General features: G+C 72.4%; 12 protein-coding genes. 8 read left to right on the plus strand and 4 right to left on the minus strand.

All coding sequences use genetic code 11. From position 1 onward, the window contains the following. Positions 1 to 2: 2 nt before the first annotated feature. Both RM445_RS09810 and RM445_RS09815 read right to left on the minus strand, forming a co-directional pair. Positions 3 to 1208 carry an NAD(P)/FAD-dependent oxidoreductase gene (locus tag RM445_RS09810; protein WP_311555847.1) on the minus strand — a complete coding sequence of 402 codons (1206 nt, stop codon included), beginning with the start codon at positions 1206 to 1208 and terminating at the stop codon, positions 3 to 5. A gap of 81 nt (positions 1209 to 1289) precedes the next feature. Beyond that, positions 1290 to 2180, minus strand: a complete 891-nt coding sequence (locus tag RM445_RS09815; RefSeq protein ID WP_311555848.1) for an RNA polymerase sigma-70 factor — start codon at positions 2178 to 2180, stop codon at positions 1290 to 1292. A gap of 129 nt (positions 2181 to 2309) precedes the next feature. Between RM445_RS09815 and RM445_RS09820 the strand changes: the two genes are divergently transcribed. The 5 genes from RM445_RS09820 (at position 2310) to RM445_RS09840 (ending at position 6363) form a co-directional block, all read left to right on the plus strand. Continuing rightward, a complete protein-coding gene (locus RM445_RS09820; RefSeq protein WP_311555849.1) occupies positions 2310 to 3473 on the plus strand; it encodes an NAD(P)-binding protein in 1164 nt (387 codons plus the stop codon). Beyond that, positions 3470 to 3913 carry an SRPBCC family protein gene (locus RM445_RS09825; RefSeq protein ID WP_311555850.1) on the plus strand — a complete coding sequence of 148 codons (444 nt, stop codon included), beginning with the start codon at positions 3470 to 3472 and terminating at the stop codon, positions 3911 to 3913. The genes RM445_RS09820 and RM445_RS09825 overlap by 4 nt, the downstream gene beginning before the upstream one ends. Positions 3914 to 3997: 84 nt before the next feature. After that, positions 3998 to 5701: a PHA/PHB synthase family protein gene (locus tag RM445_RS09830; RefSeq protein ID WP_311555851.1), complete on the plus strand. Its 1704-nt coding sequence runs from the start codon at positions 3998 to 4000 to the stop codon at positions 5699 to 5701. 36 nt (positions 5702 to 5737) lie between these two features. Further along, positions 5738 to 5986, plus strand: a complete 249-nt coding sequence (locus tag RM445_RS09835) for a type II toxin-antitoxin system Phd/YefM family antitoxin (RefSeq protein WP_311555852.1) — start codon at positions 5738 to 5740, stop codon at positions 5984 to 5986. Further along, on the plus strand, positions 5983 to 6363 hold the full coding sequence (locus RM445_RS09840; RefSeq protein ID WP_311555853.1) for a type II toxin-antitoxin system VapC family toxin: 381 nt from the start codon (positions 5983 to 5985) through the stop codon (positions 6361 to 6363). Before RM445_RS09835 ends, RM445_RS09840 begins: the two co-directional genes overlap by 4 nt. On the opposite strand, the gene RM445_RS09845 is transcribed toward RM445_RS09840, so the two are convergent. Both RM445_RS09845 and RM445_RS09850 read right to left on the minus strand, forming a co-directional pair. Then, on the minus strand, positions 6353 to 8488 hold the full coding sequence (locus tag RM445_RS09845) for a polysaccharide deacetylase family protein (protein ID WP_311555854.1): 2136 nt from the start codon (positions 8486 to 8488) through the stop codon (positions 6353 to 6355). The two genes, RM445_RS09840 and RM445_RS09845, sit on opposite strands and share 11 nt — an antisense overlap. Positions 8489 to 8612: 124 nt before the next feature. After that, positions 8613 to 10571, minus strand: coding sequence for a M13 family metallopeptidase (locus tag RM445_RS09850; RefSeq protein ID WP_311555855.1), 1959 nt, complete (start codon positions 10569 to 10571; stop codon positions 8613 to 8615). A gap of 49 nt (positions 10572 to 10620) precedes the next feature. Between RM445_RS09850 and RM445_RS09855 the strand changes: the two genes are divergently transcribed. The 3 genes from RM445_RS09855 to RM445_RS09865 are packed head-to-tail and all read left to right on the plus strand — an operon-like array spanning position 10621 to position 12958. After that, positions 10621 to 10746: a hypothetical protein gene (locus RM445_RS09855; protein WP_311555856.1), complete on the plus strand. Its 126-nt coding sequence runs from the start codon at positions 10621 to 10623 to the stop codon at positions 10744 to 10746. Next, complete coding sequence (locus RM445_RS09860) at positions 10746 to 11321, plus strand: DUF421 domain-containing protein (protein ID WP_311555857.1); 576 nt, start codon at positions 10746 to 10748, stop codon at positions 11319 to 11321. Before RM445_RS09855 ends, RM445_RS09860 begins: the two co-directional genes overlap by 1 nt. Next, complete coding sequence (locus tag RM445_RS09865; protein WP_311555858.1) at positions 11270 to 12958, plus strand: HNH endonuclease signature motif containing protein; 1689 nt, start codon at positions 11270 to 11272, stop codon at positions 12956 to 12958. Before RM445_RS09860 ends, RM445_RS09865 begins: the two co-directional genes overlap by 52 nt. The last annotated feature ends 4 nt before the right edge of the window (positions 12959 to 12962 follow it).

The raw sequence follows: 12962 nt of genomic DNA on the forward strand, positions 1-12962 counted from the left end.
GATCAGGCTGACGGGGCCGGCAGCTCGAAGGCGTCCGCGGGCTGCCCGGCCAGGATGAGGTCACGGATCCGGTCCGTCACGTCCCAGACGTTGACGTTCATCCCGGCGACGACCTTGCCCTCGCGTGTCCAGAGCGCGACGAACTCGCGTCCGTCGAGGTCGCCGCGGACCTCCACGTCGTCGTCGGCGCTCGCGTAGCCGACGTACTCCATGCCGAGGTCGTACTGGTCGGTGAAGAAGTAGGGCAGCCGGTCGTACACGGCCTCGCGGCCGAGGACCGACTTCGCCACCACCTCCGGCTGGTGCAGCGCGTTCGCCCAGTGCTCCACACGGATGCGGCGCCCCAGCACCGGGTGCTCGGCGTTCGCGATGTCGCCGACGGCGAAGACGTGCGGGTCCGAGGTGCGCAGGCTCGCGTTGACCAGCACCCCGTTGTCGACGTCCAGCCCGGCCATCTGGGCGAGGTCGACGTTGGGTGTCACCCCCACCCCGACCACCACCGTGTCCGCCTCGATCACGCTACCGTCGTCGAGCTCGACACCGGTGACCGCGGATCCGTCGCCGTGGATGGCGGCGACACCCACCCCGAAGCGGAGGTCGACGCCGTTCTCCCGGTGCAGCCCGGCGAACACCTGCGCCATCCGTGGGCCGAGCACGCGCAGCAACGGGAGCTCGGCGCTCTCCAGCACGGTCACGGTGGCGCCGGCGCCCCGGGCGGCGGCCGCGGTCTCGAGGCCGATCCATCCCGCCCCGACCACGACCACGTTCGCCCCGGGACGGAACGCGGCGCGCAGCGCGTCGCTGTCGTCGACGGAGCGGAGGTAGCGCACCCCCGGCAGGTCTCCGCCCGGCAGACGGAGCCGACGCGGTGTGGCGCCGGTGGCCAGCACGAGTCGGTCGTAGTGCACGGCGTCGCCGTCGCGGGTCATCAGCTCACGCGCGTGCCGGTCCAGGCCGGTCACCGGCACGCCCAGCCGGAGGTCGACGTCGTGCTCGGCGTACCAGCCCTCCGGGTGGACGAAGACCGTCTCGAGCTCGTCGTTGCCCTGCAGGTAGCCCTTGGACAGCGGGGGCCGCTCGTAGGGGCGGTGCGACTCCTCGCCGAACAGGACGATGCGGCCGTCGAACCCCTCGGCGCGCAGTGCCTCCACGGTCTTGGCGCCGGCGAGACCGGCTCCCACGACGGCGACGGTCCGGGGCTCGCTCATGGGCGTCGTCCTTCCGCTCGGAGGCGCCCGCAGGCGGGCCGATGGCGCATCCTTCCGCAGCAGACACCGCAGCGTCGAGGCTCAGTCTCCCGAGCGCAGCGCCGCGAGGCCGGCCAGCTTGTCCGGGTTGCCGACGAACCGGACGTCGGTGACGCGGTGGTCGTCGCCCAGGTCGAGCTGCAGCACCGCGATCGGCCCCGCCGGACCGACCAGCACGGCCGCCGGACCTTCGTTGACCTCCACGATCTCGACGAACGCGCCGGGCGGGAGAGGCTCGGTGCCGACCGCCGCGAAGAAGCGGGCGATCTTGTCGGCGCCGTGGATCGGGCGCCGCGGCGCCTTCGCCTTCCCGCCGCCGTCGGCCCACAGGGTCGCGTCGGGGGCGAGCAGCTCCAGCAGGGCGTCGAGATCGCCCTCCAGGGTGGCGTGCAGGAACCGTTCGGTCGCCGCGCGTCGCATCGCCGGGTCCGCGGCGAAGCGCGGCCGTCGTGCGGCGACGTGCTCCCGCGCCCGGTGGGCGAGCTGGCGGACCGCCGCCGGGCTGCGGTCGACGATCTCCGCGATCTCGCCGTAGGAGTAGGCGAAGGCCTCGTGCAGCACGAACACGGTGCGCTCCAGCGGGGTCAGCGTCTCCAGCACCACGAGCATCGCCATCGAGACCGACGCCGCGCGCTCCGCCTCCGCCGCCGGATCGTCCGGGCCGCCGGTGAGGACGGGTTCGGGCAGCCACGGGCCGACGTAGGTCTCGCGGCGGGCGGCGACCCGGCGCATCCGGTCCAGGGCGAGCCGGCTGACGGTGCGGACGAGGAACGCCAGGGGGTCGGCGACCGTGGCCGTGTCCACCCGGGCCCACCGCAGCCAGGCCTCCTGCACGACGTCCTCGGCGTCGCCGACCGAGCCGAGCAGCCGGTAGGCGACCCCGACGAGCCGGGAGCGGTGGGCGGTGAACGCGGCTTCGGCGGTGTCGGGCATGAACTCCTCCTCGCGGGTCGCATCGAGGACGCGCGCCGTGCCGCCGCCGTGACATGTCACAGCATGGCGTTCCCGTGCGTCCGTGTCGTGGGTCCGCACACGCGGAACCACAGAACGGAGGACCATCACATGTCCGAGATCACCATCATCGGCGGCGGGCTGGCGGGGCTGACCGCCGCCGTCGCCTGCGCGGAAGGCGGCGCGGACGTCGTCGTCCACGAGGCGCACGCGACGCTGGGCGGCCGCGCCCGCACGTCGGCCGCGCCGTGGCGTGCTCAGGAGGGCCCGCACGCCTTCTACGCGGACGGGCCGCACTGGCAGTGGCTGGTCGAGCGCAACCTGGTCGGCCCGGTCGCGACCTTCCCGCTGCGCGGGATCCGGGGAACGTGGTTCCACCGCGGCGGGCGCCTCCGGCGGACACCGCCGGCCGGCCTGCTCCCACTGCTCGCCCACCGGCGCCGCCGGGCTCCGGTGGACGTCGACTTCCACACGTGGGCCACTGCACTGCACGGGGCGGAGGCCGCGCGGGCCGCCGCGAAGCTCGTCGGGGTCATCACCTTCGACTCCGACCCGGGCCGGCTCTCGGCCGCCTTCGTCTGGGACCTGCTGCTCCGCGTCACCGCGGCCGGAACGCCCATCGTCCGGTGGCCCGTCGGCGGCTGGCCGGCCGTGGTCGACCGGCTCGCCGGGCGGGCCCGCGAGCTGGGGGTGCGGATCGCGACGTCGTCGCGGGTCGACAGCCTGCCGACGGCCCCGGTCATCGTCGCGACCCAGCTGGAGTCGGCGCGGTCCCTGCTGGGCGACGACACGCTCGCCTGGGAGAGCGGAGCATGCGTGTTGCTCGACGTCGGTCTCGTGCCCGACCGCCGCGACGCGTTCTTCATCGCCGATCTCGACGACGCGGGTCTCGTCGAGCGGGCCAGCGGGATCGACTCCACGCTCGCCCCGGCCGGGCACTCGCTCGTGCAGGCCGACATGCCGCTCAAGCCGGGCGAGCCGCGGGACGCGGCCCACGCCCGCCTCGAGCACCTGCTCGACCTCGGCCTTCCGGGATGGCGCGACCGGCTCGCCTGGCGGCGTCGAGGGGTCGCCGCCGGGCGGTCCGGAGCCCTGGACCTGCCAGGCCACACCTGGCGCGACCGGCCGGCGGTCGACCGTGGCGACGGGGTCTTCCTGGTCGGAGACCTGGTGGCCGCACCCGGCTTCCGCGCCGAAGTGTCGATCAACAGCGCGGTGAACGCCGCACAGTTGCTCACGGCGCGGTCGGGAGTCGGTGCGAGAATCGCGAGGTGACGGTGGTGGTTCAGCGCAGCATCGACATCGACGCGCCCGCGTCGACCGTCTGGGCGGTGGTCAGCGACGTCGAGCGCTGGCCGGAGTGGACGGCGTCGATCTCGTCGGTGAAGCGGTCGCAGACAGGGCCACTGGCCGTGGGGGAGCGGGTGGTGGTGGCCCAGCCGCGGCTGCCGACGCTCACCTACACCGTGACCGAGGTCGACGAGGGCCGGTCGTTCACCTGGTCGGCCGGGTCCGCGGTGTCCCGCGGGGTCGGCGAGCACGTGCTCGCCCCGCGCATCAACGGCGGCTGCACGGCCACGCTGCGGCTGACGCAGCGTGGGCCGGGGGCCCGATTCGTCGGGGTGCTGCTCGACCGGATCACCCGGCGGTACCTCCGAATGGAGGCCGAGGGACTCAAGGCGCGCAGCGAGCGGGAGGCCCGCGCTGTTCATTGAGCGGGAACTCGAGCGCGTTGACTATGCCTCAACGGGGGAGTCGGAGCAGGATCGGAAATCGACCCGGCTGCCCAGGGAGCAACGATGTCCCAACCGACACCTGACCCGACCCGCTGGCTCACCGAGCTGATGTCCACCGAGCACGTGATGTGGCCCGACCTGCACATCGCGGACACCGCGAAGGCGATGACCGCCGCGGCAGCACCGTGGACGAAGGCGGTCGCCGACATCACCGCGCTGCAGCTCGAGGCGCTCAAGACGCTTGCCGCCCCGTGGACGGCGCTGATGCCGGGCTCCCCGTCCCCCGCGGCAGGGCCGATCAAGGACCGGCGCTTCGCCGACGACGCCTGGTCGAAAGACCCGCGCTACGAGGCGGTCGCCCGCACCTACCTGACGCAGACCGACCTCATGCGCAAGGCGCTCGCCGCCGCACCGCTCGACGAGCGCAGCAAGGCCCAATGGGGGTTCGCGCTGCAGCAGGTCATGGACGCGCTGAGCCCGGCCAACACGCTCGCGACCAACCCCGAGGCGCTGCAGCTCGCGATGGAGACCGGTGGGGCGAGCCTGCTGGAGGGGATGCGTCTCTTCACCGAAGACCTGGCCAAGGGCCGGATCGCGATGACCGACGAGACGGCGTTCGAGGTGGGCCGCAACGTCGGCACGACACCGGGCACCGTCGTGTTCCAGAACGAGATCATCCAGCTCATCCAGTACACGCCGACCACGGCGAAGGTCTACAAGCGCCCGCTGGTGATCATCCCGCCGTGCATCAACAAGTACTACATCCTCGACCTGCAGCCCGCGAACTCCTTCGTCGGGCACGCGGTCGCCGAGGGGCACACCGTGTTCCTCGCGTCGTGGCGCAACGCGAACGCGGACATGGGCACGCTCACCTGGGACGACTACGTGTCCGAGGGTGTGATCAAGGCGATCGGCGTGGCGCAGGAGATCACCGGCGCGGACAAGGTGAACACGCTCGGGTTCTGCATCGGCGGCACGCTGCTGGCCAGTGCCCTGTCGGTGCTGGCCGCGCGCGACGAGCACCCCGCCGCCAGCATGACGCTCCTGACGACGCTGCTCGACTTCAGCGAGACCGGTGACCTCGGTCTGCTGGTCACCCCGGAGATGCTGGCCAAGCGGGAGTCGGCGATCGGCAAGGGCGGCCTGCTCAAGGGCAGCGAGCTCGCGCAGGTGTTCGCCTCGCTGCGGGCCAACGACCTGATCTGGCCCTATGTCGTGAAGGGCTACCTCAAGGGCCAGGCGCCGCCGCCGTTCGACCTCTTGTACTGGAACAGCGACGACACGAACCTGCCCGGCCCGTTCTTCTGCTGGTACCTGCGCAACTGCTACCTGGACAACAAGGTCCGCGAGCCGGGCGGCACCACCCAGCTCGGCCAGCCGGTGGATCTGCGGAGCATCGACGTGCCGACGTTCCTCTACGCGTCGAAGGAAGACCACATCGTCCCGTGGAAGTCGTCGTACGCGAGCACCCAGCTGCTGTCGAACGACGTCACGTTCGTCCTCGGGGCCAGCGGCCACATCGCCGGGGTGATCAACCCGCCGGCGAAGAACAAGCGCAACTACTGGACGAACGACACGTTGGACGCCGAGCCGGAGGGCTGGTTCGACGGCGCGGAGAAGGTTGCGGGCAGCTGGTGGCCGGCGTGGTACGCGTGGCTGGCGCCGCAGGCCGGCACGCAGGTCGTCGCGCGGAAGAAGCCGGGCAGCGCCACGTACACCCCGGTCGAGGAGGCTCCGGGAGCGTACGTGCGGGAGAAGGCGAGCTGACCGCACCGAGGGTTGCACAAGTGCTACTCTCGGGTCATGGTGGTCGTCGGCCTGCGTGAGCTGCGCCAGCAGGCGTCCGAACTCGTCCGCAGGGTGGAGGCGGGCGAAGAGGTGATGATCACTGTCGCCGGTCGGCCCAGTGTGCGGATGGTGCCTGCGGCTCCACGTGCGTGGCGCCCTTACTCCGCGGTTGCGGAGCTGTTCGACGGCGCAGCAGATCCGCAATGGACCGACGACCGGCAGGCGATCGACGACTCCCTGCTCGACCGGTGGCCACCGGCATGAGAGCGATCCTCGACACGAACCTCGTCATCGCGGCCGACGTCCCGCCGCTGGACGGGGATCTGGCGGTGAGCGTGGTGACCGTGGCCGAGCTGCATTTCGGCGTCCTGGTGGCGCGCGAGCAGAGTATCCGGGCCGAGCGACTGCGCCGGTTGAGCGTTCTCCAAAGGGCCTTCGATCCCCTGCCCGTCGACGACGCCGTCGCCGCCAGCTACGGGCAGCTCGCTGCGGCGGTCGTCGCGGCCGGTCGGCAACCCCGTGCCCGCACCATGGACCTGCTCATCGCGGCGACCGCGCATGCGCACGACGCCGCGCTGTACACCCGCAATCCCGACGACTTCCGAGGCCTCGACGGGCTCGTCGAGGTCATCACGGTCTGACGCGGCTCCGGGCGCGGCGGGCGCTGCGGGCGAACGCCAGCGGGCCCGCCGCGATCCCGAGCAGCTCCCGCACCGTCAGCTCGGTGGGGTAGTGGGCCTCGCGGCGGTTCGCGTTGCGGGTCGAGTCGGGAGCCAGCAGCAGGCGCAGGCCTGCCGGGACGCGCCTGCCGATCGACAGCAGCGACCGCGGGTCGGTCACCAGGTGCTTGACGAACAGGGCGCTCAGGCCGATGCCGTAGTCGTAGGCCATCGTCCGTAGACCCGTGTCGTCGCGGCGGTGGTGGTGGCGCACCAGCGCCGCGGGCTCGTAGACGATCGCCCGGCCACCCAGGACCGTGCGCAGCAGCACGTCGAGGTCTTCACCGGCCTTGGTCGGTGTGCCCGGACCCAGCCGGGTGTCGAAGCCACCGAGCGCGGTGATTCCGGCGCGGTCGAACACGGCGTTCGCCCCCGAGCCGTAGGCCCCCACCAGGTAGGGGTAGAGCGGGTGCGCGAGCCGATGCTCGTCGAGGTCGAAGACGCGGCGCGTGAACCCCTTGTCGAAACCGCCGTAGGCCTGGACCAGCTGCTGCCCGTGCGTCTCCAGCTCGGTGGGCAGGATCAGGCCGGTGACGGCGCCGACGTCCGGCACGGCGTCCCACGCCTCGTGCACCGACGCGAGCCAGCCCCGGTCGGCGACCACGTCGTCGTCCAGGAAGGCGACCAGATCACTGCGGGCGGCGCGTAGGCCGGCGTTGCGGGCCAGCGACGCCCCCGCGACCGGCTCGGCCAGGTAGTGCACGCGGGGCTCGTCGGCGAAGTCGCGGTCGAGGACCGTCGCCGTCGCGGTGTCGGCCGGCCGGTTGTCGACGACGATGACCTCGTCGGGGGCCACGTCGCCGGCCAGCAGGGAGTGCACGAGGTCGACGACGTAGCGCGGGCGGCCCACCGTGGGGATGACGACGCTGGTGGAGCGGGTCAGAGCCGCCGGGGCACGGTGACACGGCCACGGCGGCCCGTGCTGCTCCGGGACGCCCGGCGCCTCATCCGTCGGCGGAAGGCCGTCGTCGGCGAGGTGCTGCCCGACCGCCGAGCCCAGGTGCTCCACCACGGAGTCCGCCAGCGAGCCGCCCGCGTCCACCCGCACCCTCCCGAGCGGGCGGCCGTGCAACCGCACCAGCACGTCCGCCGGGCGGCGCGCGTCCAGCGGCGGAAGCGGCAGGGCGAGCTCGACGTCGAGCACGGCGACCGGGACGTGGCCGTTCAGCGCGACGGGCGTGGCGCCTCCGCGAGCGGCCAGCGTCAGCGCCCGGGCGCGCCGGTAGGTGCGCCAGGCGACGGTCCGGGGCCGCTCACGCCGCCATCCGATCGGCAGGACGGGCCAGGTGACCAGGCGCGTCAACGCGGCGGTGTCGAGGTCGCGTTCGACGAGGATCCGCGACAGCGCCCACCGGTCGTCGCCGGTGTGGCTGTAGGCGTTCTTCACCCCGCACGCCGCGTCGTAGCCTGCGTCGCGGACCGCGGCCCGGACGTCACGGTTCGAGTAGCCGTACGGGTAGGCGAACGTGCTGACCGGCAGCCCGAGTTCGTCGCGCAGCCGCTGTCCCGAGTGTTCGACCTCCCAGGCCGCCTCCCGCCGCGAGAGCGTGTCCAGCTCGCGGTGCGTATGGCTGTGCGCCCCGATCTCGACACCCGCAGCGGCGACCTCGCCGAGCTGGCCCCAGTCGAGCATCCGGCCGGGCCGCTGCGCCGCAGACTTCTCGTCGCGCAGCAGACCCGAGCTCGCGTAGAGCGTCGACGGGAAGCCCGCGTCGGTCAGCGCAGGCAGCGCCTCGAGCAGGAAGTCTTCGTACCCGTCGTCGAAGGTGAGGACGACGGGCCGCTCCGGGAGCGTGCGCGTGCCGCGGTAGCAGGCCAGGAGCTCGGTGACGGTGAGCCCGGTGAAGCCCGCGTGCCGGAGTGCGGTGAGGTGCGCCCGCAGCCGGGCAGGCGTCACCGACCAGCGGCGGATCGGCCCCGGCGGGTCGTCGCTGACCGAGTGGTAGGTCAGAACCGGCACCAGTCGGCGGCCGTCGGCGGCCAGAACCGGGGTCCGCCTCTCGTCGACGGGGTGCGGATCAGCGTGGTCGACCGACAGTTGCGCCACGGCTCCCGTCCCACGCACGACTGTGCCCGACGCCGGCCCACCGGTCGTGCAGACGGCGGACGAGTCGGACATCATGGCACAGGCCAGACACCCCCTTCGGGCTGGCCCGCGACCCTCGCCGTGCTCACCAGATGCGGACCCGCTGCCCGGGCGGGGTGAACAGCGCGTCCGTCTCCTGCACGTCGAACACCTCGTGGAACGTGTCGAGGTTGGTGACCACGGCGTTGCAGCGCAGGTCCGGCGGCGAGTGCGGGTCGACGGCCAGCCGCCGCACCGCCTCCTCGGCGCGGGTGACGGCCCGCCACACCTGCGCCCACCCGAGCAGCACCCGCTGCAGCCCCGTGAACCCGTCGAGCACCGGAGGCTCGCTGCCCTCGGTCGCGATCCGGTAGGCCTTGAGCGCGATCGTGAGCCCGCCGAGGTCGCCGATGTTCTCCCCGACGGTCAGCGCGCCGTTGACGTGGTGCTCGGACAACCCCGCCGGGGTCAGCGCGTCGTACTGGGCGATCAGGGCCTTGGAGCGGCGCTCGAACTCGGCCCGGTCCTCCGGCTCCCACCAGTCGGTGAGGTTGCCGTCGCCGTCGTACTTGCTGCCCTGGTCGTCGAAGCCGTGCCCGATCTCGTGCCCGATCACCGCGCCGATCCCGCCGTAGTTCGCGGCGTCGTCGGCCTCGGCGTCGAAGAACGGCGGCTGCAGGATGGCGGCCGGGAACACGATCTCGTTCATGCGCGGGTGGTAGTAGGCGTTGACCGTCTGCGGGGTCATCAGCCACTCGTCGCGGTCGACCGGTTTACCGATCTTGGCCAGCTCCTGGTCCGTCTCCCACTCGCCCGCCCGCAACACGTTGCCGAGCAGGTCGTCCGCCTGCACGTGCAGCGCCGAGTAGTCCTTCCACACGTCCGGGTAACCGATCTTGGGCGTGAACTTCGCGAGCTTCGCCAGCGCCCGCTCCCGCGTCGCCGAGCCCATCCAGTCGAGCGTCGAGATGCTCTGCCGGTACGCCTCGACGAGATTCGCGACGAGGGTGACCATCCGCTCCTTGGCCGCCGCGGGGAAGTGCCGCTCGACGTAGAGCTTGCCGACCGCCTCGCCGAGCGCGCCCTCCACCAGCGACACGCCGCGCTTCCACCGCTCGCGCAGCTCCGGGGTGCCCGACAGGGTGCGGCCGTAGAAGGCGAAGTCTTCATGCACCACGGCGTCGTTCAGGTAGTCGGCGCAGGCCGACGCCGTGCGGATCGCGAGCCACGCCTTCCATTGCGCGAGCGGACGGTCGGCCCACAGGGCCGCTGCCGCAGCGACGAAGCTGGCCTGGCGCACCACGATCTCGGCGAGGGCGCCGTCGGGGGCCTGCAGCGCCGCGAGCCAGGGCTCCCAGTCGAAGCCGGGTGCGTTGGTCTGCAGCGCAGGCAGCGTCATGAGCGTGTAGGTCTTCTCGGCGTCACGGTTGGTGACCCGGTCCCAGGAGGCGGCCGCCAGCGCCGTCTCCAGGTCCATGACCTGCTCGGCGATCTCCTGAGGACCCTCGATGCCGACCAGCTCGGCGAGCCGGGCGAGGTGCGCGACGTACTCGGTGCGGATCTCGGCGTTCGCGTCGTCGCGGTAGTACGACTCGTCCGGCAGGCCCAGCCCGGACTGGCTCAGGTGCACCAGGTAGCGGCTGGAGTTCTTCGCGTCCGTGCCGACGTACGTGCCGAACAGCGCCACGCGACCCTGCCGTTGCCGACGGCCCAGCACGGCGGCGAGCGCGGCTTTGTCGTCAGCCGCGGCGACCTCGTCGAGCAGCGGCTGCAGTGGTGTGACGCCGAGGACCTCGACGCGCTCGACGTCCATGAACGACGCGTACAGCGCGGCGATCCGCTGTGCATCGGGGCCGTCCGCCGACGCCGACTCGTCGACGATCGCGCGCACGTCCTCCTCGGCGCGGTCGCGCAGGTCGCGGAACGCACCGTCCTGGGAGCGGTCGGCCGGCATCTCATGCTCGCGCAGGTAGACGCCGTTGAGGTGGGTGAACAGGTCGTCCTGCGGGCGGACGGCGGCGTCGACCCAGCGCAGGTCGAGCCCGGAACGCGTCGGGTTGGTCACCACTTCATCCTGCCCCGGAGGACCGACAGTTCGCGAGGAGGTGCCTGTCGTGCTGGTGCACTTCGACGCCTACATCCAGCCGTCGAGCCAGCTCGGCGCCTCCGGTGAGGTGACCGTCCTCGACGGCGGTTCCGAGATCGTCACCGTGCCCTTCCGGACCTGGCTGGTGCCCTGATGGAGGTCGTCGTCCGCGCGGTCGTGATCTTCCTGTTCCTGTGGCTGGTGACCCGGGTCGTCGGGCGGTCGACGCTGGGGGAGCTGAGCACCTTCCAGCTCCTGCTCTACGTGACGATGGGCGACCTCGTCCAGCAGTCGGTCACGCAGCAGGACTACTCCGTGACGTCCGGGGTGCTCGCGGTGAGTGTGTTCGCCCTGCTCACGATCCTCGTCTCGTGGGCGAACACCCGCTGGCGGCGGATCCGGCCGCTGGTGCACGGGGTGCCGGTGGTGATCATGAAGGCGGGCGAGCCGCTGCTGGACGTCATGACCCGCGAGCGGATGTCGATCTCCGACCTCATGGCGTCGGCGCGGGAGAAGGGGGGTCCGACGGCTGACGGAGGTGGACCTCGCGGTGCTGGAGACCGACGGCAAGGTCTCGTTCTTCACGGCGTCGGACACGGACCGCGGGGCGCCGGAGAAGCCGTCGGTCGGTTGACCTGCCGAGGGGGAGATAGCGATCTTGCGATGGAATCGAACACATGTTCGAAAGCGTTGTCGGCGAGCGTTGTGCGGGGTGCGGCGACCACCTGACCGCTGACGATCTCGACGGGGCGTGCGAGCGGCTGCTCGCCGACGTCGACGGCGTTCCGGAGTGGCTGTCGGACCCGACCGACGAGCCGATGTCCGACTTCTTGCCCGTCGAGTGGGCGATCAACCAGTCGGAGCCGGGATTCGGGAGTTGCGAGCCGTCGGGGTGGCTGGCGCTGGATCTGGACTCCGCCACCGCCGACCCCCGCCTGCTCGACGACGCAACGCTGATCGAGGCGATGGTCGGGTTCGACCGCCTGGCGTCGTGGGCGGCGGCGCGGCAGGCCCGGTTGCTTGCGGAGCTGGCCGCGCGGCGGCCTTCGGATCTGGCGCCGCACTCGGCGCGGTGGGCGTGCATCGGGAGCGAGTACGCCCCGGACGAGGCCGGAGTCGCTCTGCACCTGTCCCGGGGTACCGCCTGCGCCCGGATCGGCACCGCGTGTCGGCTGCTGGCGGTGCTGCCGGAAACCCACGCGGCGTGGGAAGCGGGGCGGATCGACACCTCCAAGGCGCGGACGGTGGACGACGCGACCTGGATGCTGGCCCCGGCGTTGGCGCGGGCGGTGCAGGACCGGGTCCTGCCGGAGGCGCCTGGGCAGACGTTGGCCGAGCTGAAGGCAGCGCTCGGGCGGGCTGTGCTTGCGGTCGACCCGGAGGGTGCCGAGGCTCGGCATCGGGAGGCCCGTCGGGACCGGCGGGTGGTGGTCACGCCCGAGGCCGACGGGATGGCCTCGTTGTGGGCTTTGCTGACCGCCCCCCAGGCAATGGGGGCGTTCACCTGGCTGACCCGGTTGGCCCGCGGGCTGGGCCCGGACGACCCACGATCAACAGATGCCCGCCGTGCGGACATCCTCGCCGCCCTGCTCACCGGCCGCCCCGTGGCCGATCCCGACAGCACCGCCGACCCGAGCACCACCGACCAGATCGAGAGCCACAAGCCCAGCGGCGACGAGCCCAGCGCCAGCGAGACCAGCGGCAACGAGAACGGTGGCGGGACCGGCGGGAGTGGCGACGCCGGAACTCGCCGGGCCGATGCGGGTACGGGCGCCACGCCCGCTGCGGAGCCCGGCCGGCCGGTTCAGCCCGTCGCGCCGGGCAAGCCGCTGATCCAGGTCGTGATCCCCTACTCGACCCTGACCGGCGCCGACGACCAACCGTGCGAGTTGGTTGGACACGGCCCGATCCCTGCGAGCCTGGCCCGTGAGGTCGCCGCCGACAGTGTCTGGCGGCGGCTGGTCACCGACCCGCTGTCAGGGACGCTGCTCGATCACGGCCGCAGCACCTACCACCCACCCGTCGGGCTCGCCGACCACGTGAGAGCCCGCGACGTGTACTGCCGGTTCCCGGGGTGTCGCCGAAGAGCCGTCGACGCCGAACTGGATCACGTCGTGGCCTGGGCCGACGGCGGGGAGACCAGCGAGCAGAACCTGCGCGGCTACTGCACGCACCACCACCGGCTCAAACACCGAGCTGGCTGGCGCGTCGAAGCCGAGTCCGGCGGTGTTCTGGCCTGGACGACTCCGACCGGGCGCCGGCACACCACCGCACCTCACGACTACCGCCCGGACCCTCCACCCCCGCCGGGTCCGGCCTCCGGGTCACGGTGCGACGATCTCGACCCCGATCCGCCCCCGTTCTGACGAC

Source organism: Pseudonocardia charpentierae, assembly GCF_031845345.1.
In the GTDB taxonomy this organism is placed as follows: Bacteria; Actinomycetota; Actinomycetes; order Mycobacteriales; family Pseudonocardiaceae; genus Pseudonocardia; species Pseudonocardia charpentierae.

What these genes read in the sequence shown, in the direction of transcription:
- RM445_RS09810 (WP_311555847.1), bottom strand. Translation starts at nt 1,208, where the DNA reads ATGAGCGAGCCCCGGACCGTCGCCGTCGTGGGAGCCGGTCTCGCCGGC.
- RM445_RS09815 (WP_311555848.1), bottom strand. Translation starts at nt 2,180, where the DNA reads ATGCCCGACACCGCCGAAGCCGCGTTCACCGCCCACCGCTCCCGGCTC.
- RM445_RS09820 (WP_311555849.1), top strand. Translation starts at nt 2,310, where the DNA reads ATGTCCGAGATCACCATCATCGGCGGCGGGCTGGCGGGGCTGACCGCC.
- RM445_RS09830 (WP_311555851.1), top strand. Translation starts at nt 3,998, where the DNA reads ATGTCCCAACCGACACCTGACCCGACCCGCTGGCTCACCGAGCTGATG.
- RM445_RS09835 (WP_311555852.1), top strand. Translation starts at nt 5,738, where the DNA reads ATGGTGGTCGTCGGCCTGCGTGAGCTGCGCCAGCAGGCGTCCGAACTC.
- RM445_RS09840 (WP_311555853.1), top strand. Translation starts at nt 5,983, where the DNA reads ATGAGAGCGATCCTCGACACGAACCTCGTCATCGCGGCCGACGTCCCG.
- RM445_RS09860 (WP_311555857.1), top strand. Translation starts at nt 10,746, where the DNA reads ATGGAGGTCGTCGTCCGCGCGGTCGTGATCTTCCTGTTCCTGTGGCTG.
- RM445_RS09865 (WP_311555858.1), top strand. Translation starts at nt 11,270, where the DNA reads ATGTTCGAAAGCGTTGTCGGCGAGCGTTGTGCGGGGTGCGGCGACCAC.